The sequence below is a fragment of the Acinetobacter sp. LipI_23 genome, from assembly GCF_058243045.1.
Genome location: NZ_JBZAYJ010000004.1, coordinates 12,929 through 37,353 on the forward strand (window position 1 = coordinate 12,929; position 24,425 = coordinate 37,353).

Consider the following 24,425-nt stretch of genomic DNA (forward strand, 5'->3'; position numbering starts at 1 on the left):
TTTAGTGATAGGGTTATAGCCAGCCTGATTTTAAACCCAAAAGCCTCTGTAATTTTTTTATGGGGGTTTTTGTTTTTTAATCTTGCCACATTATCTTTATACTATTTCAATAACTTAAAATTTACCTTATTTGAGGAATTCCGAGAGATCATATGAATAAACTGACCTGTTTCAAAGCCTATGATATTCGTGGCAAACTCGGCACTGAACTGAATGAAGAGATTGCCTATAAAATTGGTCGTGCTTACGGACAGATCTACCAACCGAAAACCGTGGTGATTGGCTGTGACATCCGCCTCAGCAGTGAAGCCTTAAAGCAGGCCACGATCCGCGGCTTAAATGATGCCGGTGTCAATGTACTCGACTTAGGTATGACCGGAACTGAAGAAATCTATTTCGCGGCTTTCCACTTGGATGTCCAGGGTGGTATTGAAGTTACTGCCAGCCATAATCCGATGGATTATAATGGCATGAAACTGGTGCGTGAAAATTCCCGCCCGATCAGTGCAGATACCGGTCTGAAAGACATTCAGGCCTTGGCAGAATCGGGTCAGTTCATTGAAGTTAGCCAAAAAGGTCATACGGAAAAATATAATATCCTGCCAGAATTTATCGATCACCTGATGACCTATATCGATCCGGCAAAAATCCGCCCGATGAAACTGGTGATGAATGCCGGGAATGGTGCTGCAGGTCATGTCGTTGATGCAATTGAACAAAAATTTCAACAGCTGCAGATTCCGGTTGAATTTGTCAAAATTCATAATGAGGCGGATGGTCACTTCCCGAATGGCATCCCGAATCCAATTTTGGTTGAAAACCGTGACAGCACCCGTAATGCAGTATTAGAACATCAAGCAGATATGGGGATTGCCTGGGATGGCGACTTTGACCGCTGTTTCTTATTCGATGAAAAAGGCCAGTTTATTGAGGGCTATTATATTGTCGGTCTTTTGGCTCAAGCCTTCTTACTGAAACAGGCTGGCGAGAAAATTGTGCATGATCCGCGTTTAGTCTGGAATACCTTTGATATTGTTGAACAATTCAAAGGTGAAGCAATTCAGTCTAAATCAGGTCATTCTTTCATTAAAGAAAAAATGCGTGAACATAATGCGGCTTATGGCGGTGAAATGAGTGCCCATCACTATTTCCGTGACTTTGCCTATTGCGATAGCGGCATGATTCCATGGTTACTGGCTATTGCCGTATTATCAGAAACACAGCAATCCTTATCTTCTTTGGTAGAAGAGATGATCTCCAAGTTCCCATGCAGTGGTGAAATCAACTTTAAAGTCGCCGATACCCAAGCGACCATCCAAAAACTTTTCGATCATTATGCCGATCAGCAGCCGGAGATCGATCAAACCGATGGAGTTAGCCTGGATTTTGGTGCATGGCGTTTTAATGTCCGTGCCTCCAATACTGAACCTTTACTGCGCCTCAATATTGAAAGCCGTCGTGACAAGAATCCACGACCGATGCAGGACTATGTTGATGAGCTGACCCAGCTGATCCAGAGTTAATACTGCAGTATCAAATACAATAAAATGGGAGCACAATATTGCTCCCATTCTTATTCATGTCACTTCAAGCATTTTAGTGATAGCCATTCGGATTCTGCTTCTGCCAGTTCCAACTATCTGCCAGCATATCTTCCAAGCCATATTGTGGTGTCCAGCCCAACTCTTGTACTGCACGGGTATTATCTGCAAAACAGGTTGCCACATCACCTTCACGACGAGGCACCAACTCAAATGGAATAGCAACGCCATTGACCTGCTCAAAGGTATTTTTCACTTGCAGCACTGAAATGCCATTGCCGGTACCAATATTCCAGGCACGACAACCTTGTGTCGTCAGACGGTTATTCAAAGCACACAGATGTGCATTGGCCAGATCCACAACATGAATATAATCACGCACGCCGGTACCATCCACCGTGTCATAATCATGACCAAAAATAGACAGCTTTTCACGACGGCCCACCGCAACCTGGGTCACAAATGGCATTAAATTGTTTGGAATCCCTTGCGGATCTTCACCAATTTGCCCACTCTTATGTGCACCGACTGGATTGAAATAACGCAATAACGCAATCGACCAGCGTTCATCCGAGATCGATAGTTTTTGTAATAACTGTTCAACAATCAACTTGGTATAGCCGTAGTTATTTGTTGGCATTCCTGTAGGCATTTCTTCATTTAAAGGTGAAGGATTATTTTCACCATAAACAGTGGCCGAAGAACTGAATACCAGTTTGAACACCTGTGCACGCTGCATCGCCTGTACCAGACTGATCGAGCCGGCAATATTGTTATCAAAATAAGCCAGAGGAATCTGCTGGCTTTCACCTACCGCTTTCAGTCCGGCAAAATGAATCACTGCATCAATCGAATTTTGCTGAAAGACCTGATCCAGTAACTGGCTATCGCGGATATCGCCTTCAATAAACTTCAGGCTTTTCTGGGTCAGCTTTTCTACCCGGCTTAAGGATTCAGAGGAACTATTGCACAGATTATCCAGCACGATCACTTCATGTCCGGCATTTAATAATTCTACACAAGTATGTGAACCAATATAGCCGGCTCCACCGGTGACCAAAATTTTAGCCATGTGACTTTCCTAATAAAATGTTAATTAAGCCTTGGGTTGAACCATCCAGACCACTCAAGTCAGTCTGTTCACCATTCAGTATCGGCAATAGCTGGTTGGCAATTTCTTTACCCTTTTCTACGCCCCACTGATCGAATGGGTTAATGTTCCACAACACGGATTGGACAAATACCTTATGTTCATAGAGTGCAATGAGCATGCCCAAGCTATAAGGATTCAACTCTTGCATCAATAGCGTGGTACTCGGTTGATTACCTTCATATTGCTTATAGGCCGGCAAGCTCGCCAATTCAGTTTGATCTAGTGCCTCATTGCCAAAAGCCAGTAAACGCGATTGCGCCAGACAGTTGGATAAGGCCAAATGATGTTGTTCGACCAATGCTTCGGCACTATCTGCATAAGTATATTGCTGGCTGTTATAACGCTCTACCGGCGCAATAAAATCACAGCTGACTGACTGGGTACCCTGATGCAAGAGCTGATAGAAGGCATGCTGGGCATTCGGACCCACTTCGCCCCAGATGATCGGGCAGGTATCGAATTGGACTTTTTCGCCATTACGCTGGATCGACTTACCGTTGGATTCCATTTCCAGCTGTTGCAAGTAAGATGCAAAGTATTTCAACCGACCATCATAAGGCAGAATTGCATGGGTCTGAATATCCAGAAAATTGGTATTCCATGCTCCCAACAGTCCCATCAGCACCGGAATGTTACGCTCAAAAGGCTGGTACTGGAAATGCTGATCAATCGCATAAGCACCGGCCAGCAACTGCTTGAAACCCTCTACCCCGATGCTCAACGCAATAGGTAATCCGATACAGGACCAGAGTGAATAACGCCCACCCACCCAGTCCCAGAGCAGCAACTGGTTTTCTGGCGCAATGCCCCATGCGGTCATTTTTTCCGGCTTGGTTGATACTCCAATAAAATGATGCTTGAGAATATAAGGATGTTGACCTAAGGCCTTTTCCAGCCATAAGCGTACCGTCTGGGCATTGGTCAGGGTATCAATGGTACCGAAGGATTTGGACGAAATAATAAATAGCGTGGTTTCCGGACGCAGTTGATGCAACAACTCGGACAGCTGACTGCCATCCATGGTCGAGACAAAATGCACACTGAGTGGCTGGGCAGACTGGTATTTAAAATCCGATAAGGCATGGGTGACCATTAGAGGGCCAAGATCTGATCCGCCCACCCCGATATTGACCACATCCTGAATCACTTCACCGGTGGCGCCACGACGCTGCCCGGCATGGATTTGCTCGACCAAGGCATACATGCGCTCAAGTTGAGCATGCACATCAGCGGCCAGATCCGCATGCTGCTGATCCTGTGCTGGCAAGCGTAATGCCCAATGCATGGCAGCACGTTGCTCGGTATAATTAATGTCCTGGTTTGAAAATAAAGACCCGATCCAGGATCTTAAATTTTGTGCATCTGCCCATTCAATCAGGTCCTGCATCACCGCACTGTTCATTCTGTGTTTACTATAATCGAAGACCAGCTGTTCAAACTGAATTGAATATTTGTTAAAACGCTGGGGGTCTGCGGCAAACAGTTCTCGTAGATGCACCGCATCAAGTTGTTCTTTGCTCGAGGCGAGTTTTTGACACACAGTTTCAGTATTTAGATCTGGTTTAAGCTGACTTAACATTAACGTCCCACCCCAATATAATTAAAACCACGCGCCTTGATATAGGCCGGATCATACAGATTACGCCCATCCAAAATCAGGGGATGCTGCATCAGTTTAATGAGGTGTGGATAATCTGGACTACCATACTGTTTCCAGGCAGTCATCAAACATAAGGCATCTGCACCTTCAACTGCCTGATATTGATCTTCACACAGGATTAGATCCTGCCGTGTCCCATAGACTTTTTTAATATTGGCCAATGCTTGCGGATCATGCAGTTTGACCGTCACCCCTTGCGCCCATAATGCAGTGAGCATGGCATGCACTGGAGATTGCTGGATGCTCGGGGTATTTTCTTTAAAGGCTGCACCCCAAATCGCCACCACTTTTCCCTGTAAATCGCCACGGAAATAATTCCATAGTTTGCGGAACAATAATTCTTTTTGTTGTTCGTTAATCTCCCAGACCTGTTCCAGTAACTGGTTTTTCACCCCCGAATCTGCTACCGCATGCGTTAAGGTGCGGATATCATGCGAGAAGTTCTCTCCACCAAAACCGACTCCTGGAAACAAATAGGCAGAACCAATCCGGTTATCCGCAGCCATGCCTTGGCGTACCTGTTCAATATCAATCCCGAGTTTTTCTGCCACGCTGGCCAGATCATTCATATAACTGATCCGGGTGGCCAGCATGCCGGAAATACTGAGTTTGGTAAATTCGGCATCCAGTACCGGCATAAACAGATACTGCTGCGCACGCGGAAACAAGGGGCGTAACAGCTCTCTGATTTTAGCCTGTGCATCTGCATGATCACAACCCACGATCAGCTGGGCGGCCTGAACAAAACTACGCAGGGCATTACCTTCCTGAATAATATCGGGCAGATAAATCCAGTCATCATTCGGCAGCAGTTGCTGAAAACGTTGGGTGCCATGCAAGCCAAACGTCGAAGCATTAATCATCAGCTTGGGATGAGCAAAACAGGCATGCCGAAGGGTATCCAGCATCTGAAATGCCTGCTGCTCTTCGGTGGCGTTAAAACTAAAGAAAAAAACATCCTGATTAAAATCCAGATGCTGAAAATCACAACAGTTTAAAAAACCGGATTTTTCCTGTTTGTGCAGCAATGACTGCAAGGATTCATCCTGAAAATAAGTCCGGGCCGGCTCATCTGCACTGAAGCTGTTACACCACACTACCTGATGACCACATTCAGACAAAAGGGCCGAAATGACCCCAGAAAATAAGGTTTTCCCCAGTACTGCGACTTTCATAGTATTCCTTTGTTATTATTTTTTATTATAAAGCGAGTTCTTGGATCAACGCTTTAAACTCGTGACCGAGCTTGGGATGATCAACCCCATAATGTAATACAGCTTTAAGATAGCCGAGCTTGTTGCCACAGTCAAAAGTTTGACCTTTCATGCGATAAGCTTCCACTGCTTCAGTCTGCTGTAACATGGCAATTGCATCGGTGAGCTGAATTTCATTGCCTGCCCCGCGTGGTGTCTGTTCCAGAAGCTGCATGATTTTTGCCGGCAGGACATAACGTCCAACCACAGACAGATTCGATGGTGCAGTGCCGACTGCCGGTTTCTCGACGATCCCTTGCATGACAATACTTTCGCCTTCAGCCGGAGATGCGGCCACATCGACAATCCCATACTGGTCCACCAGATGTTGAGGCACCGCTTCAACCATAATTTGTGCTGCTTGAGACGCGTCATAGCGTTGAATCATGCGAGACAAATCATTTTCCGGATCCTGATCCTTGACCAGCACATCTGGTAATAATACTGCAAAATCTTCATCGCCAATCACGGCTTTGGCACACAGTACCGCATGACCCAAGCCCAAAGGCTGCGGTTGACGTACACTAATAATACTCACACCGCTAGGCAGAATTTCAGTAATTTCTTTGAGTAAATCGGTTTTGTTTTTTTGCTCAAGCGTGGTTTCAAGCTCAAAGTTACGATCAAAATAATTTTCAATCGATGCTTTGGAAGAATGGGTCACCAGAATAATCTGCTCAATCCCGGCAGCAACTGCTTCACGTACCACATATTCAATCGCAGGGCGATCCACGACAGTCACCATCTCTTTGGGAATAGATTTACTGGCAGGTAAGAAACGCGTACCTAAACCAGCCACAGGGAGAATTGCTTTCTTAATCATATCTATAAAAACCTAGTTCACTTTAATTTCGTTACCGCGTACATAACCGTCGACATAATATTCCAGTTGTGCCAGTGCCCATTCAATATCAGCTTGAGTCGCGGTAAGTTCATGTATACGGTTAAATACTGCCAGAATTTCTGCCAATGGATAATGTTTTTCGACAGATCGTAGAATACGCGTATGCGCAGTAATTTCTGTATTTTCTTCGTCAATCAGCAGCTCTTCATAAAGTTTTTCACCTGGACGTAATCCAGTATATTGAATTTCAATATCGCCATTCGGGTCTTTATTATCTCTGACTTTGAGTCCGCTAAGGGCAATCATTTGACGAGCCAGATCCTGAATCCGTACTGGCTCGCCCATATCCAGCAGGAACACGTCGCCTCCTGTACCCAAAGCACCCGCCTGAATTACCAGTTGTGAGGCTTCCGGAATGGTCATAAAGAACCGGGTCACTTCTGGATCAGTCACAGTAATCGGACCACCTTTGGCAATTTGCTGTTTAAACAGCGGCACCACCGAGCCCGAAGAACCGAGTACATTGCCAAAGCGCACAATACTGATCTGGGTCTGGTTCTGGGCTTCTGCCATGGCCTGACAATACAGCTCTGCCATACGCTTGGTCGCTCCCATCACATTGGTGGGACGTACGGCCTTATCGGTTGAAATTAACACAAAGGTTTCGACGCCTTTTTTTACCGCAGCATTCACACTAAAGGCGGTTCCGACGGCATTGTTTTTCAACCCTGCCAGAGGATTACACTCTACCAGCGGGACATGTTTATAGGCGGCAGCATGATAAACAGTCTGTACACCATATTGTTCAATCACCCGTTCCAGCTTGGATTCATCCAGCACAGAGCCCAGAATCGGAATAATTTCACAGCTGGCAGTGAGGCGTAACTCTTTTTCAATACTATACAGCGCAAATTCAGTCAGTTCATAAATAACCAGTTTGGCCGGTTGGTTTTTAATGATCTGGCGGCACAGCTCTGAACCAATCGACCCGCCAGCACCTGTCACCATCACCACTTTATCTTTAATGTTTCTGGCCAGCAGCTCCGGCACTGGCGGCACCGGATCACGCCCCAGCAAGTCGATAATATCCACTTCCTGAATATCAGAAATCCGGATTTGACCATCCACCAGTTTGGTCAGCCCCGGAATCTCGGTAATTTTTAAATGTGCCGGCTCTAAAAACTTGATGATTTCACTTTTACGGACTCGCCCTACAGAAGGCAAGGCAATCAGAATTTCATCAATTTTTTGCTTGCGCATGATTTTTAAGGCGGCCTGGGCATCATAGACTTTGAGTCGGCCTATCTGCTGTCCGCTTAACGAGCGTTTATCGTCAATAAACATGACCGGCAAATGTTCATTGGAGCGATACAAGGCAGCAGCAACCTGTTGACCGGCATGACCCGCGCCATAAATTGCGATGCGTTTTTTCTGCACGTCGGCCTGCAAATAGGAACGGATAATAAAACGGATGATGCCGCGGCTAAACCAGATCCAGGCAAACATCATAAAGCCAAACATGAGTGGAATAGAGGTCGGAATAAATGCCGGGGTAAAATAAGCCAGGGCATAAAGACCAGCGACCGTCAATGCAGTCGCCAGTCCCATCTTGATCATAAACACTTCATTATACGTACGGACAATAAAGCGATACACCCCACAGATAAAAAGTGAGGCTACTGCAATTACGCTGACCCAGAGCGTACCAAGAGCCAGATTCGGTACCACATCTGCCCCGAGATCAAATTGGCGAATGGCGTAACAAAGCCAGATCAGAACGGGAAAAGTACAGAAATCAAAAAAAATTAAAAAGGCGAGTTTTAATGCTCGTGGTGACTCTACAAAGGGAATAATGATCGATTTCACAAGATGTGCCGTCTCATTTTAATATGTTTTAATGAATTACAATTCTATTCAGGATTTAAAGTAATATTTTATAGATAAATGCACTAAATTTGGCGCATTTATCTTGCAAAAATTTAATTAACTATTCTAGCAATAACGTGCTGAATTGCCATAACTGTTTTATTCATACTGTTATCACTTAAAGTAGGATGAACTAAAAACATCAGACTGGTTTCACCCAATTGCTGCGCATTTTTCAAACGCTGTGCTGGACGCCATGGCGTATCATCAAAAGCATGCTCGAGATAAACTTCTGAACAGGAGCCACTGAAACAAGGCACATTCTGCGCACTGATTTCCTGCATGATCCGGTCACGTGACCAGCCTTCAGGCAAAACATCGATATTGACCTGCACATAACATTTATAGGCAGCATGCACATAATCATCGGATGGACGATGTACGCTAAAATATGGACTATCTGCAAATGCCGCATAAATTTTTTCCATATTGGCAAGGCGTTTTGCAGTCCATTCCGGCATTTTTTTCAGCTGGAGACGTCCGATCACACCCTGCATTTCCATCATGCGCCAGTTGGTGCCAAAGGAGTCATGCAGCCAGCGGAAACCCGGTGGATGCTGCTTGTTATAGATACTGTCAAAGTTTTTGCCATGATCTTTATAGGACCACATTTTTTTCCACAGGGTTTCATCATTGGTGGTCACCATGCCGCCTTCACCGCCTGTCGTCATAATCTTGTCCTGGCAGAAGGACCAGGCCGCAACATGACCGATTGAGCCGGCAGATTTACCTTTATATTTTGCTCCATGCGCCTGTGCACAGTCTTCGATCACATACAGGCCTTTAGCGGAAGCCAGCTGCATGATCGGGTCCATGTCGCACATCCAGCCTGCCAGATGTACACAGATAATGGCCTTGGTATTGGGTGTGATCACCGCTTCAATGGTACGGCGGGAGATATTTTGGGAGCCCAGTTCAACATCGGCAAAGACCGGGTTTGCCCCAGCTGTTACAATGGAGCTGGCCGAGGCCAGAAAGGTACGTGAGGTAACAATCACATCATCCCCTGCGCCAATACCTAATGCCTTCAATGCGACATCAAGTGCTACAGTTCCATTGGCCAATGCCACTGCATACCGGGTTTCTGCGAACCGGGCAAATTCTTTTTCGAACTCGCGGCATTCCTGTCCGGTCCAGTAGTTGACTTTATTCGACAACAAAACCCGGGAAACTGCATCCGCTTCTTCCTGAGTAAAACTTGGCCATGGTTCAAATGCAGTATTTAGCATGTTGTATTCCCTAAAAATTAAATACGAATAAGACGATCACACTTAGAAAATACGAGATCAGCTTTATATTGATTAAAAGAACTCTCTAGTTTTTCACCAGCTAACCAAGCTAAATAGGCCTGAATAGTATTCATACCGGCTTCATGTGAAAAAGGATATCCACCACCGAAACGTGGATTCAATTCAAGCACATACAACTCACCATCCTGCTCGAACACATCACAATCTAAATTACCAATATGTTTTAAATTAGTTGATATTTTTTCGCCAATATCTGAAAAACGCTGGTCAATAACAGAAACCGCTTTATCTGTTTCTCCAGCCCGCATAGAAAGTTTTTTACGTACTACTGTCGTAAAATATTCTTGATCCAAGTCATTTACGATATCCATGCCATATTCTGGTCCATTCAATTTCTGTTGAATCAAGATGGCTGCATCTAATTCGTTCTTACTCGCCTCAAATAGAATTGTGTTCTTTAATTTAATCATTAGCAGCTTATAAGCTAATTCAAACTCTTCAAGACTTTCCGGAAATTCGATTCCAATTGAAGCACTGCCCCACCGTGGTTTTAAAACAAGTGGAAAAGTTAATTGACCTTCTTTAATCGCCTGTAATGCTTGATTATAATTAGTAAACGTCTGGGGGGTATTAAGACCAATAGAAGTTAAAAAATCACGCGTTTTAATTTTATCAAAGCAAATATCAATTACCGAACTATCTGATACAATAATTTTTGCGCCCAGATCAGCAAAGGCTTGTTTATGATGAGCCAGAATAGGTAATTCAAGATCATTTAAAGATATAATCGCATTGATATGATACTCTTTAACAATACTAAATAATTCTGGAATATAATCCTCACTATAAATAGAAGGAACAAGTAAGCTAATATCTGCATCAGACATTGCTGGAGCAAGTTTACTCATATCGGTAGCCAAGACTATACCTTGACCATTTAATGCTTGCTTACAATAATTAATGAGATAATTACGACGTCCAGCACATGTAAATAAAATATTCATAAGTTAATTTAAGCCAAAAAATTAAAAATTCCACCAGTATGCCAAAACAGGATATTACCTTGCAGATTGTGCTTTAATACGTACTGCTGCATACCCAAGAATGCTTTGCCACTATAAGTTGTATCCAACGCGAAGCCATAATCACGAATTGAATTAGCAGATAATTTTTTCAATTCATCATTATACTGTTCATAACCACCACACAAATAATCATCCAAGACAATAGTTTCATGTTGTCTCTGAATAGAAAAACTTTCACAAAGCTGATTATAAAAATTAGATACATGTTCTTGTGCAGATTGCTGATTTCTCGCAACAGATATACCAATTACTTTACAAGGCATATTTTTTTTCGACAAACCCGCCATTATTCCTGCCTGGGTAGAACCGGTACCACAAGCAACGAATAAATAATCTATTTCTAACTGCTGATCCAATTGAGTGACAGCATCAATATAAGCTTTACCGCCTTGGAGATTATGACCACCACCCCATAAATAATAAGGTTTTAAAGCTAAATTATGATATTGCTGCATCGACTGATCCATTATTGGACCTATATCTACAGATTGTTCAACAAAAATAATCTTTGCACCTGACATTCGCATTATTTTTGCGTTACCAGATTCTTTTAAAAATTTTTCTTTATCACCATGTAACACTAATGTACATTGCAAATGATGTTGCGCGCAAAAAACAGCAGTTGCTCGGCAATGGTTCGATTGTATACCACCAGTTGTTACTACAGCACTATATGAATTATCTAAAATTTCTTGGCCAATACTATCAATTTTGCGACCTTTATTACCACCACCTAAGAATGGATACAAATCATCCCGAATAATAGTGATGTTTTGATTAATCTCTGCTTGATAGATTTCTTGATAAATAATCATAAAAGTATAATCTCTTTACAGTCATAATTAACCTGATATTGAAATAAACTTTTATCTAGATCACCTATGAAACAACCATAATAATAACGATCTATAAAACCATTTTCTCTTCTAGTTTCATTACGTAATATACCTTCTTTTTTAAATCCAATTTTAGTATATAATCTTTGGGATGCAAAATTATCTGAATCAATATAAGCATAGATTTTATTTATTTTTAGAATTTCAAAAGCATAAACACATTGTAAAAATAATGTTTTCTTACCTAGGCCTTTTGCTTTGGTATCTGGGTCAACAAAAATGTAAGACTCCATTTTCAAAATATCAGTATCTAGTCCAGTTAAACCCGACATACTTAATACATCGCCATCCAATGTCTCGAAAACAAAATCTTCACGTTGACTATTTTCTTTATTAATATTAAACCACTGAATGGTATCTTCCATTAAAATAGGTGGTTTGAAATGCATAGTAGAATAAATTCGTACATCATTCATCCATTTGACCCGTAAAAGTAAGTCTTTTTCATTTAGTAGGCGAAATTTCATTTTTTGGATCGCTCCATATCTAAAGGTTTGCCAATAGCTCCCGGAATTACTGCAATATCCTTTCTAGCTATAACATTTTTAATAGTTAATAACGCAATTTTTATATCATTAATAAAACTAATATTCTCCACATATTGAGCATCCAGTTCTAAACGACTATTCCAGTCTAAAAAGTTTCTACCATTGACTTGGGCTAATCCAGTTATACCGGGTCTTACACTATGACGTAGTGCTTCTCTATTTGTATAATACGGTAGGTATCTTACAAATAGAGGCCTAGGTCCAATTAATGACATATCCCCTTTAATCACATTAATTAATTGAGGCATTTCATCAAGTGAAGTTTTTCTAATAAAACTACCAATCTTAGTTAGCCTTTGAGCATCAGGTAAAAGATTACCTTGATCATCTTTAGCATCATTCATCGTTTTAAACTTAATGATGCTAAATATTTTCTCATTTTTTCCTGGACGTTGTTGGGAAAAAAAAGGAGAACCTTTATTCGCTAAACTTAGTAAAATCATGACCACTAGAAAAACTGGACTTAATAAAATAAATACAAGTGTTGAAGCAATTAGATCCAATAGTCTTTTAAAAAAAAATTTATAAATCATTCTTAATCCTTCATTGCATTAAAAGTATCAGAAAATTTATTTAAACTAGCTTGTCTTGAAAGGTTTTTTTCATAGAAATTCTTTGCACTTAACCCTTTTTTCTCTAGCTCTAGCTTACTTAACTCTGATAACTTAATAATTACCTCTGCCAGTTTAATTGGATTTGAAGGCTCTATAACATAGCCTGCTTCAGCCTTCTCTACTAAATCTGCTGCATTACCTAAAACTGTACTCACGATAGGTCTTCCCAAAGACAAATAGGCTTGAGTTTTTGAAGGTACTGTAATTTCAAATAGGGGATCTTTTTTTAAGCTGATTAAGAGACAATCTGATTCTTCCAAATAGCCTATAACTTCTGAACTTTTTACACGATCATAGAAAACTACATTCTTTAAATTTTTCTTGGTGACCAAATCGACTAAATTCTGCTTTTCAATACCATCTCCAATAAAATTAAAGATAATTTCAGGATGTTCTTTGCTCAGTAATTCTGCAGCCAAAATTACGTTAGTTAAATCTTGAGCTTTACCCATATTCCCAGCAAATGTTACATTGAAAATATTTTCAACATATTTGAGTTGATGATTACCAGTAGGTAATACTCCCTCTAACCCGGACCAATTATAGATAATTTCAATCTTATTTTCTGGAACACCACGCTGAATTAATAAATCTCTAAAACCTTTCGATATCACAGTAATTTTTTTAGAATTACGATAAGACCAGTTACAGAAATAAGATATAAATTTTAAAGCTTTAGGGTTTTTTAACATCCCTGTCGCAGCTAGAGAATCAGGCCATATGTCTTGTATATCACTCAATACAGGTTTGTTAAAAATTTTTCCCAAAATCACTCCAACTAATCCTATATTTAAAGGAGTAGCAGCAACATGAATCGCATCAAATTTTCTAGCCATAAACAAACCGGCAATTAATGCAGTTATAAAAAAACTGATATAATTTGCTATACGTTTAAGTACTGACGCACTGTGATCCGGATATATCCAGACACGGTGTACAGCAATACCTTCTAATACTTCATGCTGATATGGTTTTAATTTATAACCAGTATATATTTTCCCTTCTGGATAGTTTGGAAAACCTGTAAGCACTTCAAATTCATGACCATACTTTTGCATGTCCTTCGCGAACTTAAGACCTTTAAATGATGGTTCAGGATTAAAGAACTGAGTGATATACAAAATTCTCATTAGTACTTTTTCCACACCACACGATTCACATAGTCGGTATAGCTTAGAACTATACGTGCGACCTTCTCACTGACGTTTGGCATACTATAGTCAGCGACTAAACGTAGTAATCTTTCTTCACCACGTGGTTGATGATCTAAAATCTCTAAACCTTGTAAAATCCGCTCTGCAGTTAAACCCACCATCATCACGGCAGCTTCTTCCATACCTTCAGGACGTTCATGTGCCTGACGCAAGTTCAAAGCAGGAAAATTCAGAATAGAAGATTCTTCATTAATGGTGCCACTATCCGACAACGTTGCTTTTGCAGAAAGTTGCAATTTGTTGTAGTCACTAAAACCGAGTGGCTTTAATAATTGAATGAGTGGATGAAATTCAATATTCAGCTCTTCAATACGTTTACGAGTACGTGGATGTGTTGAAACAATGACAGAATATTGATATTTTTCGGCAACTGCATTGAGCATTTCGACCAGGTCTAGAAAGTTTTGGTCTGAGTTAATATTTTCTTCACGATGCGCGCTGACAATAAAATATTGATGCTCTTTTAAACCTAAACGCTCTAATACATCTGAAGCTTCAATTTTGGCTTTGTAGTGATGTAGCACTTCAAACATCGGACTGCCCGTTTTAATCACTTGATCTGCTGGCAAGCCTTCAGCAAGTAAATAATCACGGGCAATTGTGCTATAGGTTAAATTGATATCAGCAGTGTGATCGACAATACGACGGTTAATTTCTTCTGGCACACGCATATCAAAACAACGATTTCCCGCTTCCATATGGAAGGTGGGAATCTTACGACGCTTAGCAGGAATGACCGCCATACAGCTATTGGTATCGCCCAACACAAGTAATGCTTCTGGTTGCACTTCTTCTAATACTTTATCTACAGCAATAATCACATTACCAATCGTTTCTGCACCTGTTGCACCAGCAGCATTTAAAAAATGGTCAGGTTTACGAATACCCAAATCGGTAAAGAAAATTTCATTGAGTTCATAATCATAGTTTTGACCGGTATGTACCAGAACATGATCAAAATATTGATCACATGCAGACATAACACGTGATAAACGAATAATTTCAGGACGCGTTCCAACAACGGTCATTAATTTTAATTTCTTCACAATCTTAACTCTTAATGTGTTAGTGGCATGGCATAAGTATCTGGTTTTTCACGGTCAAAAATTTCATTTGCCCATAACATGACTACCATTTCATCATCACCAATATTGGTAATATCATGTGTCCAGCCTGGTACAGTTTCTACAATTCGCGGCTCATCACCACACGTTTCAAGTTCATAGAACTCACCTGTCACTACATGCTTAAACTTAAATAATGCCTGGCCTTTAATCACCAAGAATTTTTCTGTTTTGGTGTGATGATAATGGCCACCACGCGTAATCCCCGGATGTGCAGTAAAGTAGGAGAACTGCCCTGCATCGGGCGTTTTCAGCATTTCAACAAATACTCCTCGCTGGTCGCCATATTTAGGTACGCTATAGTCAAATTGTTCAGGCTTTAAGAAACTTAAATAGGTTGAATAAAGTGCACGAGTTAAACCTGTTCCGACACGATCGGTAATTAAGGTATTGCGAGACTCTTTAAAACCTTTCAATGTTCGCGCTAATTCACCGACACTAATCTGATATTCAGGTTGTATGGCAAAAACTTGTTCTACCTGCTGTGTACCCTGAATAATATTCCAGAATGACTCTACGACATCATCCACATAGACTAGGCGAATAAGCGCATTTTCATCATGAATCTGGATCGGTAAATCATGCGCCGTGTTATAGCAGAATGTCGCCACAGCCGAATTGTAGTTTGGGCGTGACCATTTACCAAACACATTGGCCAAGCGGCAAATATAAACAGGATTGCTCTGTTGTTGCTGCAGTTCCAATAAAGCCTGTTCACCACCCAATTTACTCTGACCGTAGGCATTATCACGTTCAGCGTGAATAGACGAAGAAAGAATAATAGGAGTCTGCTTTTTTGCTCGCTTAAGAATATCTGCAATTTTTTGCGTCAGCGTAATATTTCCCTCAATAAACTCTTGCTCATTTAAAGGGCGGTTTATTCCTGCTAAATGTACAATCCAGTCCGCAGCAAGTACAGATTGCTCTAATTCTTCTGAACTAGAATCTCGGTTAAATTTTAAAACTTCGATTTCTGATTTTTCAGACAGGAATTGAATCAAGTTTTTTGCAATAAAGCCATTTGAACCTGTGACTAGAATCTTCATATTTAAGCCTCAGGATCAATGTATTGGCCTTGAGTTAAGGCACGTATAAATTCTAGCTTGAGCAAAAGTTTTTTCATACCTTCAATATCTAAACGTTCGGTATTGTGGGAGTTATAATCTTCATATTGAGTAATTTTTAAGTCGCCATCTTCAACATATTTTGAGTAGTTGAGGTCACGCTGATCCGCTGGAACACGATAATAATAACCTTGATCTAAGGCAACTACCATTTCTTCACGGCTCAATAATGCTTCAAATGCCTTTTCACCATGACGCGTACCCATAATTGAAATTGGATGATCTGGTACATTTAATAACTGAGTTAAAGCTTGTGCTAGAACATGAATAGTTGCTGCTGGTGCTTTTTGTACGAAAATATCACCGTTTTCACCATGCTCAAATGCATATAACACCAGGTCGACAGCATCATCCAAAGTCATCATAAAACGTGTCATATCTGGATCTGTTATTGTCAAAGGCTTCCCTTGACGAATTTGATCAACAAACAAAGGAATCACTGAACCACGCGATGCCATAACGTTACCGTAACGCGTACAGCAAATGGTAGTATCCAAGTCTTCAAGATTACGTGATTTCGCCACAATGACTTTTTCCATCATGGCTTTAGAAATACCCATGGCATTGATTGGGTAAACTGCTTTATCTGTACTTAAACATACAATACGTTTTACGTGGTTTTGAATGGCTGCTTCTAAAACGTTTTCTGTACCAATCACATTGGTTTTAACCGCTTCCATGGGGTGAAATTCACACGAAGGGACTTGTTTTAAAGCTGCAGCATGATAAATATAATCGACACCACGTGTTGCATTTAAAACGCTGTTATAGTCACGCACATCACCAATATAGAATTTCAGCTTAGATGATTGGTACTTTTTACGCATATCATCTTGCTTTTTTTCGTCACGACTAAATATTCGTATTTCTTTAATGTCTGTTTCTAAAAAGCGTTTTAGAACAGCATTACCAAAGGAACCGGTACCGCCTGTGATGAGAAGAATCTTGTTTGTAAAATACATATTTAGTCCACTAGAAGTTGCATAATCTTTGAAAGATCATTTTCAATTAATTTCTTTGCGCAAGGTAATTCATTTTTAATAGCAGTTACTATAGCAGCTTGTATAGAAGCTATACTAATAGGATCAAAAACTAATGAAGGCTCACAAACTTCATAAGTATAGCTCAGGTCTGATGCTATTATTTTACAACCACCATCTATAGCTTCAGCCAACCCCAATCCAAAACTTTCAGCCAATGAGGGAAATATAAAATATTCATGACTTAAATAAAGTTCGGTTAGTTTTTCCCTATCTATAAAACCAACATTTTTAACAGGATAACCTAAATCAATTTTCTGCTGAATATACTTACATAAATTTATATCTGTATCTGGTACAGTAACTGCCAAACTACCTTTATGTACTTGATCATAAGCTAAACAAAAAGATTCAATTAACCTATAATGATTTTTATGAGGAGAGCTATTACTAACATACAAAAAACTAAATTTAGCTCTATCTATAATATAATTAGAGAAATCCAACTTAGGATAAAACGGTAATTTTATAATTTTTTCATTTTTTTCCAATAAATACTTTTTCGAGATTTTCAATTTAACATTTTCGCTTTGCACTAACCATATATCAGCATTTTCTTTAGTAAAATTGAGGATGAATTGTTTAAACTTATATATACACTTATTTTTCAAAGAAAAGTCTTTAGGGAGATTTAAAAAGAGAAGTTGATGAAAATATACTAAAACTTTAGATTTCAATCTAATAGTGGGGGGCAAGTTCCCAAAACAAAGAACTTGATCAAATTTTGTTTTATTCACTTTATAAAAAAAATGCCTCTCGATTAATGAGTTGGCAATATATTTCTTACGTGAATCTGGAATATGTTTAAAATAACATTCAACTCTCCTATCAAATAAATAAAAAACATTTTTAAGCTCTTTTTCTAGATATTCAACTAAATACTTGAGTAAAACCAACCCACCACCATTATTAATAAAAACAGAATCTAGCAGTATCATACATTCCTCATTAGATTAACTTATTAACAACAAAATCCATTAATTCATAAATTTGTCTAGTAGAGTTTTTATCATTAAGAATAAAGGACCTTGCTGCATTTGCGGTCTCATTTAATTTATTAAGATCTCTTTCAAAAAAATTAATAATATTATCTTTTAGACTTATTTGGGGGTCAATAAAATTAAGATACTTATGATATTCATCAGGTATGCCACTTAAATTATACATTAGAACAGGTGTGCCAGAAGCTAGGTATTCCATTGTTTTAGAAGGAAAGGTGTACATATTCAATTCATGCTCATTCTTTCTCGGGTTAATTAAAATACTTGCTGTTTTTTGAATTTTTATGATTTCAGCTTTATTAAGCATTCCCAAATATTTAATATTCTTATACTTTATTCCACACTCAATAATATAGTTTTTTAACTCCCCATCCCCACAAATCCAAAGTTCATAATGTTCAATTGATTTAAAGCATTCTATTAGATCCTTCACCCCATAAACATCTTTAAGTGTTCCAGTATATAAAACAACATTCTTTTCTTTTTTTATTTTTTCACTATTATCTATTTTAATAGGAGTATATATACCTTCCATAACAAAGCATTTACTCGGATCCAATTTTAAATAATCAGCAACATATTTAGTTAAAAAAACATACCCATCAAATTTATTTATATTTTTTTTAAAAAAATTATTTTCAAATATAGAAATATATTTATTATAAACAAAATTAGAACTACTTACATGTTTAGGTAAATCAGTAATTATTGGCACTATAGTAGCTTGACCTTCAAACTCCAAAGCAGCCTTTAAATAAGCATAATTTGCTGAGTAAACAAAAATTATATTCTGACAATCTCCTGAAAGGCTCTTTTTAATATAATTTTTTAAACCTTTAATTTTTAATTGATTTTTTATAAAGGGAATATTTAGATAAGAAACACCATAAAAATCATTTTCCTTATATTTCCACACTCCACCTTCTATATACATTATTTTACTATCTTTAGAGCAATAAGGGAAAAAAGGAGCTGAAATAATTTTAATTTTATATTGATTAGATAATAAACCATCAATAAAACTTGCTTGAAAGTTTTCACTAGCGACTTGAAGGCCATTTGAAATACTATCAATATATTTAGAATAGAAATCCCTTGGAAAAAGCCCACCTACAAAAATAATATTCACTATTTTATTTCCTATAATTCAAATTACTAATTGATCCAATAATAATACAATAAAGAGCCAAAAAATATAAGAAACCATCAAATATTGGCTCAAAATTAAGCAAAAAAAATCCAAATAAAATATTAAATATAAAATAAATCTTATATTTAGTGTCTAGGTTAGAATAAATTAATTTTGGTATATAAGATAATATTAAAATCTGCCAGATTAAAAAAAATAAGACCGGTAAAATTCCAACACTTTTTGCTATATCTAAAGAAAAATTATGAGCATAATATTCCCCCTGCCACCCCCAAGGATTTTCATAAATTTTTTCTAAAGATAATCTCCATTTTTCAAATCTCCCCCCCCCTCCAGAAATACTAGCATCTGCATTATCCATCCTATCTAAAAAATAATAATTTAAAATATCACTTATTTTTTTATAGAAAAATAAAGATAAGATTATTAGAGTCGACATGATTAAAAAATTATATTTATTTTGTTTTTTACTTCTACACATAAATATAATTACACTTGTGGAAATGAAACCAAATAAAGCAATTAAAATCAGTGTTCTAGACCCTAAACGAATAGCACAAATTAAACTAAATAATACAAATAATAATATTAAAGATTTATTTTTAGTATTAAAAAATAACAATGATATAAATGAAAAACCTAAACAAAGATAACCTGCCATTACCGTAGCTGAAACCAATTCACCACTAAAATAAAATGGTATAGACCTAATACCACCAACAAAACCATTCAAAATAATATCTTTAAACACTGATATTATTGCTATTGAGCTCAACATTATTGTTGAATAAAAAGAAATCTTAAAAGAATCAAAGAAATTTAATAACCCTAAAGCGTAACAGAAAACTATAAAAATAAAAGGAATTAAATTCACAACATCCATATATCCTTTTATAAAGCTTATTAATATATATATAAACAACCCTAAAAAGAAAAACAAGAAACCATAGCTCTTTTTAATTGATCTCACCAAAAATGGTATAGTTAGTGAAATAAATATAAGCTTTAGAAATGTAAATAAATTTATTGAAAATAATATAAAAGCAAATATAAACTCTTTACTAATCTTATTAATTTTCATTTCTTTAAACGTCTCATCAAGGACTCAAATATTAAACTTACCCAGATCACAAATAACCCTTTTCTTGTATTTATTTTAAATAAATATCTTCTTCTAAGTGCCTCTAAATAATTATATTTTAGAAAGCTTAATTTATTATTATCTTTTTTATAAAGATACACTCCCTCACCAGAAGCTTCATTAATAATATTTAATTCCCATGGGCGTAAGCGTAAAGCAAAACTTTTTTCAACTTTGTAAGGTAATATTATAGTACTTAAAAAATAATCTCTTTTTATTTTCTTAGTACCATATAAATCAACAGTTACATTTTCATATCCATTAATAAAAATTTCTTTATTTTCAAAATAACCATCATATTTTATTCCATTTTCTAATGTAGGGAACCTATAATTATTTTTTACCCCGTGCAATAAATTTACCTGATAAGTTGAATCAAGTAATGCATGTTGACCTGGTTCAGAAAAGTTTGTCGACAAAGCAACTCTTGGGTACACAAAATATTTATTCTCTACCACCAAATATGCATGATGAAATTTTAACCAAGAGTTTTTTGACCAGCTACTTACAACAGCAGGTAAATCTTCAATATTTTTTAGGTCTTCATCGCAATAATTTTGCATCCACTCTATAAATGCATTCCATTTTTTTCTGTTCCAAATTTGACCCCAAGATGAGGCTACTTGTAAGAAATAGGTATCATATTCATCATGAATAGAATCAAAGCGTAAATTAGCATATTGATTCCATTCATACTGATATAAAGAAATTCCTGCAATTCTCTCATCATCTTTATAAAAATCTATAGCTTCTTTACCATATGCATAAAACCCTTTTGAAACATATAGATCATCTTCAAAAATATACAAATTTTCATATTTTTTCGTAAAACTACCACAAAATAAAACATGCTTTTTAAGCCCTAACTTTTCTTCATGAAATATCTTAACAATCTCACCAAATGGCCAGGTTATGGATTCTATATATAATTCTAAATCTCTGTCTCCGGAGCAATCCATACTCACTATCAAATCAATTTGATCCCCTGAATATTCTGCGCACAATAATGATTTTATTAATCTTTTCAAACTAACCAGTCTATTATATGTAATTACTACAATTGCATTTTCAGTCATTAGTTTTCCCCAAACAAATCACGTGTATAGACTTTATGTGAAGTTGTTTTCAACTCATCGCTCATTCGGTTAGCAAGAATTACATCAGAACTTAACAAGAAGCCATCTAAATTATTTTGAAGAGCATAGCGTCCAAATTTTTCTTGTTTCAAGGTAGGTTCATAAATTTGAACTTGAACATTATATTCTTCCAACTCATGAATTATGCCTTGAATTGCAGAATCACGAAAATTGTCAGAATCGGCTTTCATGGTTAAGCGATATATCCCTACCACATTCGGTCTTTTCTTTAAAATTTCTTTAACAATGAATTTTTTACGGGTCTGATTTGACTGAATAATTGCTTGAATCAGATTTTGTGGCACATCTTTATAATTTGCCAGTAACTGTTTAGTATCTTTTGGCAGACAATATCCCCCATAACCAAATGACGGGTTATTGTAGTGCTGTCCAATACGTGGATCTAAACTTACACCTCTTACAATATCTAAACTGCTAAGACCGTGCTTTGCACAATAAGTATCCAGCTCATTAAAAAAGGCCACACGCATTGCCAAATACGTATTTGAAAACAACTTAACTGCTTCAGCCTCAGTCGATTCCATACATAATGTAGAGGCGGTTTGCTCAACAGATGCATTCAAATAAAGTTGAGCGATTTTTTCAGCACGTTCAGACTTTTCACCCACAATAATTCGTGATGGATATAAATTATCGTAAAGTGCTTTACCTTCACGTAAAAACTCCGGCACAAATACTATTTGTTCTGTTTTAAGTTTGGATTTAATCTGAGCTGTGTAACCAACAGGTATAGTCGATTTTATAATAATGGTTGCAGTGCTATTCAGTGGAAGGATCTCTGCAATTACACTTTCTATTGAAGATGTATCGAAATAATTGGTCTCGGAATCATAATTAGTAGGTGTAGCAATAATAATATAATCTGCTTGCTCATACGCCTGAACCTTATCAAGCGTAGCTTTCAGATTTAAATTATCTTCTTTAAATGCCCGCTCAATATAATCATCTGCAATAGGTGATATTTTTTTATTAATTAAAGCGATACGACTTTCATCAATATCCATACTAATTACTTTATGCTGACGTGCAAATAATACAGCATTAGATAAACCAACATAACCAGTACCTACAACAGTAATATTTAACACTTACTTCTTCCTAATGCTTAAATTTTAATGAATGTTTAAAAAATGGAAAAAAATGTATCTTAAATATAAGACCATTTTTATAAAAGTAATTAAAAAAAGTTAATGATAGAAACTCAATTATTAGTACACTATATGCTGCACCTTTTAATCCAAATATATAAATCATAATATAAGATATTGGCAATGCACTTATTGCAACACACATCATTTTTCTTGAAATATAGCGGTAGCTTTCTTCTTTTACCAAAAAACGTGCAGAAATCGTTCCTAAACCACTACATAGAGTAGCCAATCCTAAGATTATAATTAATTCATATGCCTCTTGATAAGCAGTCCCATAAAGTAGATTTAGAATCCATTGTCCCGAAATAGCCAACATAGTTACTACTACCAATGAAATAAGTATTATCACAGCATTTAATTTTGCAATCATCAAATATGATTGATAGTTGTTTTTTTCTATATATATTTTGCTTAAAACTGAAGTAATAATAGACGTATTTATAAATGCCCAAGACATTCCTAATGTCACAGCTACAGCATAAACCCCTAATTCACGTGTAGATGTTAATGCGGCAAGCATTAAACTTGTAACTTGAGTGTATAGAGTAACTGCTAGTGTAGATAATACCAAAGCACTACCTGCACCAAAATAATATTTCCTATAATGTTTCAGACTAATAGGCTTTAACTGCTGAGATTTATTGAAAATATGTTTCTTTAGTAAAAAAGGAATAATTGCTGTGAGAACAATAGGAATCCCAAAAAAAGCATAATCCAGCTCAAATAGAACAATCAGATAACGAATCAATAAAGCAACACCCAATCCAATCATATTTGCAATTGCATTAATATAGGAATGTAATACTGCATTATTATAAATTGCATAAATATCCTGAGTAATAAAATATGCTGAAAACGCAGTCGCCATTGCAAAAATCAATGTCAAATGATCAGAATAAAAGTATAACCCCAATAAAATAGGTAACCCACATAATACAAATAGAACCTTTCTTAAATTTTGTGTGCCAAAAAGATATTTCAATCCCGAGTTCGGATTCTTACTCACTCGTTTAAATAATATTTCCTGATTACCAAACCAAGTTAAAGTTTGCACAAATCCAAATAAGGTTGCTGCTAATGCTATTTTACCAAAGTTAGTAGGGCCGATATATTTTGCTACATAGGAAGTGACAAAGATAAGGCCAAAAATGCTGATGCACTTTTCTATCATCATCCAAAGTGAATTAGAGATAATTTTCTTAGATAAAATATTCATATGCTTGATCAAGTACTACTTATATTTCAGTAAAACTAAACTTCAAAAAGTACGATCTAACTTTGAAATTATGAGTTTTTTTTCACCACTCGTACCAAAGACTGAAGGCACATAGTCCAACCTAATCACCGCAATCTCTAAATCTGCAATAGATAGCATTTCAACGCCTTATTTATGTACTGTACTTATGAAGATTCAATCTTTCGGTGCGCATACTAGCAGAAAAAGATGAATTTTCCGTTATGATTTAACACCAAAAAACAAAAAAAATAAGAAAATATTTAAATAAACTTATGAAACAAGACTTGGAAAAGATTTTATTGAGCGAACAGGCTTT

Annotated in this window: 21 protein-coding genes; 1 reads left to right on the top strand and 20 read right to left on the bottom strand. The window is 37.3% G+C overall.

Translation table 11 applies throughout. The features are described 5' to 3' along the window. The first annotated feature begins 152 nt into the window (after nt 1-152). Nucleotides 153-1,523, top strand: coding sequence for a phosphohexomutase domain-containing protein (locus tag AC4CVD_RS18160; protein WP_490753625.1), 1,371 nt, complete (start codon nt 153-155; stop codon nt 1,521-1,523). A gap of 73 nt (nt 1,524-1,596) precedes the next feature. Here the strand turns inward: AC4CVD_RS18160 and galE are convergent, their stop codons facing one another. The 20 genes from galE to AC4CVD_RS18260 all read right to left on the bottom strand — a co-directional run bounded on the left by galE (nt 1,597) and on the right by AC4CVD_RS18260 (nt 24,088). Next, the gene (gene galE / locus AC4CVD_RS18165; protein ID WP_490753626.1) at nt 1,597-2,613 is read right to left on the bottom strand and encodes a UDP-glucose 4-epimerase GalE; all 1,017 of its coding nucleotides are present in this window, start codon (nt 2,611-2,613) and stop codon (nt 1,597-1,599) included. Beyond that, a complete protein-coding gene (gene pgi / locus AC4CVD_RS18170; RefSeq protein WP_490753627.1) occupies nt 2,606-4,273 on the bottom strand; it encodes a glucose-6-phosphate isomerase in 1,668 nt (555 codons plus the stop codon). Before pgi ends, galE begins: the two co-directional genes overlap by 8 nt. After that, nucleotides 4,273-5,529 (bottom strand): nucleotide sugar dehydrogenase, encoded by a 1,257-nt coding sequence (locus AC4CVD_RS18175; protein WP_490753628.1) that lies wholly within the window; start codon nt 5,527-5,529, stop codon nt 4,273-4,275. Before AC4CVD_RS18175 ends, pgi begins: the two co-directional genes overlap by 1 nt. 25 nt (nt 5,530-5,554) lie before the next feature. Further along, the gene (gene galU, locus AC4CVD_RS18180; protein ID WP_490753629.1) at nt 5,555-6,430 is read right to left on the bottom strand and encodes a UTP--glucose-1-phosphate uridylyltransferase GalU; all 876 of its coding nucleotides are present in this window, start codon (nt 6,428-6,430) and stop codon (nt 5,555-5,557) included. A 12-nt stretch (nt 6,431-6,442) separates the two neighbouring features. Then, nucleotides 6,443-8,317 (bottom strand): polysaccharide biosynthesis protein, encoded by a 1,875-nt coding sequence (locus AC4CVD_RS18185; protein WP_490753630.1) that lies wholly within the window; start codon nt 8,315-8,317, stop codon nt 6,443-6,445. Between the two features lie 113 nt (nt 8,318-8,430). Continuing rightward, on the bottom strand, nt 8,431-9,606 hold the full coding sequence (locus tag AC4CVD_RS18190; RefSeq protein WP_490753632.1) for a DegT/DnrJ/EryC1/StrS family aminotransferase: 1,176 nt from the start codon (nt 9,604-9,606) through the stop codon (nt 8,431-8,433). Nucleotides 9,607-9,623: 17 nt separating this feature from the next. Beyond that, entirely contained in the window at nt 9,624-10,631 is a 1,008-nt protein-coding gene (locus tag AC4CVD_RS18195; RefSeq protein ID WP_484456927.1) for an ATP-grasp domain-containing protein, read from the bottom strand. Nucleotides 10,632-10,639: 8 nt separating this feature from the next. Beyond that, nucleotides 10,640-11,527, bottom strand: coding sequence for a 1-aminocyclopropane-1-carboxylate deaminase/D-cysteine desulfhydrase (locus AC4CVD_RS18200; protein ID WP_490753633.1), 888 nt, complete (start codon nt 11,525-11,527; stop codon nt 10,640-10,642). Beyond that, nucleotides 11,524-12,075 (bottom strand): GNAT family N-acetyltransferase, encoded by a 552-nt coding sequence (locus tag AC4CVD_RS18205; protein ID WP_275975173.1) that lies wholly within the window; start codon nt 12,073-12,075, stop codon nt 11,524-11,526. The genes AC4CVD_RS18200 and AC4CVD_RS18205 overlap by 4 nt, the downstream gene beginning before the upstream one ends. After that, the gene (locus AC4CVD_RS18210) at nt 12,072-12,689 is read right to left on the bottom strand and encodes a sugar transferase (protein WP_490753635.1); all 618 of its coding nucleotides are present in this window, start codon (nt 12,687-12,689) and stop codon (nt 12,072-12,074) included. The genes AC4CVD_RS18205 and AC4CVD_RS18210 overlap by 4 nt, the downstream gene beginning before the upstream one ends. A 2-nt stretch (nt 12,690-12,691) precedes the next feature. Beyond that, nucleotides 12,692-13,828 (bottom strand): glycosyltransferase family 4 protein, encoded by a 1,137-nt coding sequence (locus AC4CVD_RS18215; protein ID WP_490753636.1) that lies wholly within the window; start codon nt 13,826-13,828, stop codon nt 12,692-12,694. Nucleotides 13,829-13,899: 71 nt separating this feature from the next. Next, nucleotides 13,900-15,030 (bottom strand): non-hydrolyzing UDP-N-acetylglucosamine 2-epimerase, encoded by a 1,131-nt coding sequence (wecB, locus tag AC4CVD_RS18220; RefSeq protein WP_490753638.1) that lies wholly within the window; start codon nt 15,028-15,030, stop codon nt 13,900-13,902. An 11-nt stretch (nt 15,031-15,041) separates the two neighbouring features. Continuing rightward, nucleotides 15,042-16,154, bottom strand: a complete 1,113-nt coding sequence (gene wbjC / locus AC4CVD_RS18225; RefSeq protein WP_490753639.1) for a UDP-2-acetamido-2,6-beta-L-arabino-hexul-4-ose reductase — start codon at nt 16,152-16,154, stop codon at nt 15,042-15,044. A 2-nt stretch (nt 16,155-16,156) separates the two neighbouring features. Continuing rightward, complete coding sequence (locus AC4CVD_RS18230; protein ID WP_490753641.1) at nt 16,157-17,194, bottom strand: polysaccharide biosynthesis protein; 1,038 nt, start codon at nt 17,192-17,194, stop codon at nt 16,157-16,159. Between the two features lie 2 nt (nt 17,195-17,196). Then, nucleotides 17,197-18,210: a glycosyltransferase gene (locus AC4CVD_RS18235; RefSeq protein WP_490753643.1), complete on the bottom strand. Its 1,014-nt coding sequence runs from the start codon at nt 18,208-18,210 to the stop codon at nt 17,197-17,199. 10 nt (nt 18,211-18,220) lie between these two features. After that, nucleotides 18,221-19,402 (bottom strand): glycosyltransferase, encoded by a 1,182-nt coding sequence (locus tag AC4CVD_RS18240; RefSeq protein ID WP_490753644.1) that lies wholly within the window; start codon nt 19,400-19,402, stop codon nt 18,221-18,223. A gap of 4 nt (nt 19,403-19,406) precedes the next feature. After that, complete coding sequence (locus tag AC4CVD_RS18245) at nt 19,407-20,504, bottom strand: O-antigen ligase family protein (RefSeq protein ID WP_490753645.1); 1,098 nt, start codon at nt 20,502-20,504, stop codon at nt 19,407-19,409. Then, nucleotides 20,501-21,640 carry a glycosyltransferase family protein gene (locus AC4CVD_RS18250; RefSeq protein ID WP_490753646.1) on the bottom strand — a complete coding sequence of 380 codons (1,140 nt, stop codon included), beginning with the start codon at nt 21,638-21,640 and terminating at the stop codon, nt 20,501-20,503. Before AC4CVD_RS18250 ends, AC4CVD_RS18245 begins: the two co-directional genes overlap by 4 nt. Then, nucleotides 21,640-22,809, bottom strand: a complete 1,170-nt coding sequence (locus AC4CVD_RS18255) for a nucleotide sugar dehydrogenase (RefSeq protein WP_490753648.1) — start codon at nt 22,807-22,809, stop codon at nt 21,640-21,642. The genes AC4CVD_RS18250 and AC4CVD_RS18255 overlap by 1 nt, the downstream gene beginning before the upstream one ends. A gap of 10 nt (nt 22,810-22,819) precedes the next feature. After that, nucleotides 22,820-24,088, bottom strand: a complete 1,269-nt coding sequence (locus AC4CVD_RS18260; protein WP_490753650.1) for an oligosaccharide flippase family protein — start codon at nt 24,086-24,088, stop codon at nt 22,820-22,822. Nucleotides 24,089-24,425: the final 337 nt, after the last annotated feature.